Annotated in this window: 6 protein-coding genes; all 6 read left to right on the top strand. The window is 50.6% G+C overall.

The genetic code is table 11. The features are described from left to right. Nucleotides 1–604: 604 nt before the first annotated feature. On the top strand, nt 605–796 hold the full coding sequence (locus J7K40_00780) for a hypothetical protein (GenBank protein MCD6160933.1): 192 nt from the start codon (nt 605–607) through the stop codon (nt 794–796). Beyond that, entirely contained in the window at nt 789–956 is a 168-nt protein-coding gene (locus J7K40_00775; GenBank protein ID MCD6160932.1) for a hypothetical protein, read from the top strand. The genes J7K40_00780 and J7K40_00775 overlap by 8 nt, the downstream gene beginning before the upstream one ends. Further along, entirely contained in the window at nt 953–1,405 is a 453-nt protein-coding gene (locus tag J7K40_00770; GenBank protein ID MCD6160931.1) for a hypothetical protein, read from the top strand. The genes J7K40_00775 and J7K40_00770 overlap by 4 nt, the downstream gene beginning before the upstream one ends. Before the next feature lie 189 nt (nt 1,406–1,594). Beyond that, nucleotides 1,595–2,500, top strand: a complete 906-nt coding sequence (locus J7K40_00765; protein ID MCD6160930.1) for a DNA cytosine methyltransferase — start codon at nt 1,595–1,597, stop codon at nt 2,498–2,500. Next, nucleotides 2,475–2,981, top strand: a complete 507-nt coding sequence (locus tag J7K40_00760) for an adenine methyltransferase (protein ID MCD6160929.1) — start codon at nt 2,475–2,477, stop codon at nt 2,979–2,981. The genes J7K40_00765 and J7K40_00760 overlap by 26 nt, the downstream gene beginning before the upstream one ends. Further along, nucleotides 2,978–4,508: hypothetical protein (locus tag J7K40_00755; protein MCD6160928.1), on the top strand; the 1,531-nt coding region annotated here is incomplete at its 3' end. The genes J7K40_00760 and J7K40_00755, both read left to right, overlap by 4 nt.

Raw genomic sequence — 4,508 nt, 5'->3', positions numbered from 1 at the left:
TCCCTGGTAAAAATTGTGGTATCATAATTGATCATGTAGGCAATGTGCTGCGACACGCAGCAACGCGGGGGCTGCCGGACTCACCACAAGTATGGACGCTTGACGCCCGAGAGAAGCGCAGTAGCGGAAAAACACCTGGGCTAATTTCAGTACGCACCTGCATTGAGTGTACCGCAGTCTATGAATCTTATATGGCCGCCTGTCCCTTCTGTGGTCATGTGTACCGCCCGGAAGGTCGGGGGTCTATCGACCAGGTTGAGGGCGACTTACTCGAATTAACTCCAGAAGTATTAGCCAACATGCAGACTGAAATTGATCGAATAAACGCTCCCGCAAGCGTTGTGGGTGATAAGATGCGGCATGCACACGCACCCGGTATAGCTGTGGCAGGGGCAATGAAGAACCACAGACTACGGCAGGAAGCGCAGGCAATATTAAGAGATGCCATAGCAGAATGGGCGGGTTACCAGAGGGCTGCGGGACAATCGGATAGCATTAGTTACAGACGGTTCCTTGGTACCTTTGGCACAGACGTAATGACAGCCCAAACGTTGGGGCGTCGTGAAGCAGAAGAATTAACTATACAAATAAGGGAGACACTGATATGACTAAAATAAAACAAGGTCCTTCTTTTAGTCACCCAGAGGTTACCCCCTGGGATGCATATGTTGCTGAATTTGAAAGATGGTTTAGCGTTAACACCCCGTGGTATATGAGATTATTTAAAAAGCGGATGCGCGCAGTTTGGGGGCAGGCGCTGTTAGTAAACGCACAGAAAGGCGGTAAATATGACTAACGAAAAAGTTAGAATGCTCGCAAGGATAGCACACGAAAAAAGGGAGAAATTTAGAAAAATGGATGTAGATACATCTATTGAATATATGGTAGCTAAAGTAGAATTATTTAATGCGAACGCGGACTTCTCAAACGCAATACGGTCGCAGGAGGTAGTATGATTGAAAAATGGGCAACAGACTGGGGCATATCGCCCACAGCAATCGCGGATCTGAGAGCGAGACTGGTAACAGACACAATAAGCGGTAAGGCTGGTACGGCGGAAGCAGTGGTGCAGCAGGCCATACGGCTTGAAGCATCCCGCCGGGGTATGCGGCTTTGGCGAAATAATAATGGCGCCTGCGTGGATAACACGGGACGAATGGTGCGATATGGCCTGGGTAATGATTCATCAAAGGTTAACTCACACATTAAATCGTCGGACTTGATCGGCATTACGCCCGTTCAGGTGGCCGGTCGGACCCTGGGGATCTTTACGGCAATCGAGGTCAAACGCGGTGGATGGAAATATAAAGGCACCGCCCGTGAAAAAGCACAGCTTGCATGGATAGAGTTAGTAACAGCCCTGGGTGGTATAGGTAAATTTGTAGCAAGAGTGGAGGACTTATGATAATAACTGTCACGATAGATAAAAAAGATCAAGACCCCCAGACTGTCCTACGTAAATTAAAGGAAGCCAGGATACCAATAACCGGCGCCTTGGGATTCGGGGCTAAAAAAGTCACACGGGGGAGATTAAAAAGCAGTAGATGCTTTGATACCGGATCGTTTACTTACAAATGGACGGGGGACCTACAGTGTGGATAATACCCAAGAATCACCCACTATACTCAGCCTATGCACAGGGTATGGTGGGATCGAAAGAGGACTTGAGAGAGTGTTTGGAAGCGTCACCGTCCTCACTCATGTGGAGATCGAAGCTTTCGCTGCTGCGAACCTGGTTAACCAGATGGAAACGGGGCGGATGGTTCCGGCACCTATCTGGACGGATCTTAAGACCTTCAAACCGGGACTCTTTCGAGGTCTCGTTGATATCCTTACTGGGGGGTACCCCTGTCAGCCATTCAGTACTGCTGGGAAACGCCGTGGCAGTGAAGATGAAAGACACCTATGGCCTTTTGTTCGGGAAACGATTCGGGCCTGTCAGTCAGGGTGGGTTTTTCTCGAAAATGTTGAAGGACATCTTAGCAAAGGGATCGCCGAAGTCCTCGCCGATCTGGAAGAAATGGCGTACCAACCTAAGTGCGGAGTATTCAGCGCGGTTGAAGTCGGCGCACCGCACCAAAGAAAACGGGTCTTTATCTTGGCCAACCGCAAGAGTAGTAGACTGGAAAGATGGCAGGGAATCATACGTACGGAGAGTACCTGGAAAAATGAGCGGGATGCTTCCGGCGGCGGTAAAGGACATGAATTGGCCGAGTCCGAATACGGGAGACGCAAATGCTTCAGGCAGCAAGAAAAGAAAACAAGTACAGTTACATCACGCTGTGACTTATGGCCAGCACGACCCGGAGAGCTCCAGCACGAATGGGAGGAACCGAGGGTTGCGACTCAATCCGAATTGGGTAGAACAGTTGCTGGGTCTGCCCCCAGGACTGACAGACTTAGACTACTTGGAAACGGAGTGGTACCGCAGACAGCAGAAAAAGCGTTTATAACATTATACAATAGGAGTAGATATGGTTCAGACAGGTTTTACACATGATAACGTAAATAATAAAACAGTCGAATGGTACACACCAAAATGGGTCTTTGATAGCTTAGGTCTTATTTTCGATTTAGACCCATGTTACCCCGAACTATACGCACCATCGTGGATACCCGTTCGAAAAACATATAACAAAACGGACGACGGCTTATCAAAAGAATGGGTAGGGAACGTATGGCTTAATCCGCCGTATGGCCCCCACACAAAAACCTGGTTGAAGAAATTATATAACCATGGGCAGGGGATTGCTCTCGTATTCGCACGAACCGATTGTCGATGGTTCCAAGATATCTGCATACACGCCGATGGTATTCTCTTTTTACGTGGCAGAATAAAGTTTGTTGACGGTTACGGGAAAACGGGTGGGTCTGGCGCGGGCAGTGGGTCAATGTTGGTAGCTTGGGGCAGAGACAACGCACAAAGACTGTACGCCCTAAAGGACTTGGGGTTCTTTGTGAACACGAGGGGGCAAATATGATGACATCACTACCCCCCGCCCTGCAAGCTCTGGCGGCGTACCCACAGTTTATAAATTGGAAGCCCGTACCCAAAGGTAACGGCAAGGTGGATAAGTTGCCTGTGAACCCGCATAACGCCCAGGTATGTAACGCGCATGATAAGGCGGCACATGTGACGGCGGAAGAAGCATTTGCTACAGGTATGCGCGTTGCCTTTGTATTTACGGAGGATGACCCATTTTTCTTTATAGATATAGACGACGCCATGACAGTGGAGGGGTGGAGCGACGCAGCGAGACAAATGTGCGCCACATTTGCCGGGTGCGGGATAGAAGTATCCCAATCCAATACTGGAATGCACATATTCGGCGTCATACCGCCCGGCGACTGGCCGCACGGATGCGACAGCAAGTCATTAGATACTCAATTCTATACGTCCGGGAGGTTTGTGGCCTTAACAGGCAGTAATACGGTAGGTGATGCAAGTTACTCACCGGACGTTGCTGTCTACGGGAATTGGATATCCGAGTATTTCCCGGCGGGCCCCACCGTATCAGGATCTCCGGGGAACTGGACGACGGAACCTGTACCGGAATGGTCCGGACCGAAAGACGATAAGACTCTCATATCAAGGATGCTCAAGGCTAAGTCAGCCAGAGGTATCCTGGGGGACACCGCCACAATTAAACAGCTCTGGGAAGCAGACGAAGTAGCTCTTAGTAAAACTTTCCCGGACACTGCCGGTGACCAGGGCCGGGCGTTCGATTGGTCTGTTGCAGACGCAGCCCTCTGCGCCCACCTTGCCTTCTGGACGGGCAAGGACTGCGAACGCATAGACAGACTGTTCCAGCAATCCGCTCTCTCCCGTGATAAGTGGCTGGAGAGAGAGAAGTACAAGGTGGCTACAGTCTTAAGGGCGGTGGCTGGCTGCTCGAACGTTTATAAGCAACGCGCCGGCGCTAAGCCCCCTTCGTCCGATGCTACTCCAGGCTTCCAGTTTTGCACATTGCAAGACCAACTTAAACTATTTCATGGATGTTGCTACGTCCGGGACGCACACCGTGTATTCGTACCGGATACAGGCGACCTATTGCGGCCAGAACAGTTCAGGGCCACCTTCGGGGGGCACGTATTCACTCTTGACGCCATGGGCGACAAGACCACAAGGAACGCCTGGGAGATATTTACTGAATCGCAGGCGCATAAATTCCCCCAGGTACACACAGCCCGCTTCCTACCTGAGTTAATGCCCGGAGAGATAGGCGAATCTGAGGGACTGAAGTTTATTAATACGTACGCCCCAATCGATACCAAACGTATCGTAGGCGACCCTGCGCCCTTCTTGGGACTGATAGATAAGATGCTTCCCGAGAAGCACGATAGGGGTATTCTGCTTGCGTACCTCGCTGCTTGTGTCCAGTACCCAGGCGCAAAATTTCAGTGGGCGCCCTTGCTACAAGGCGTGGAGGGTAACGGTAAATCTTTTATAGGTGCGTGCCTCACGCACGCTGTTGGGGAAAAATATACACACAGCCTTGATCCGAAGG

The sequence above is a fragment of the Candidatus Zixiibacteriota bacterium genome, from assembly GCA_021159005.1.
GTDB lineage: Bacteria > Zixibacteria > MSB-5A5 > UBA10806 > 4484-95 > JAGGSN01.
This window is presented reverse-complemented; position numbering and strand designations above follow the sequence as displayed.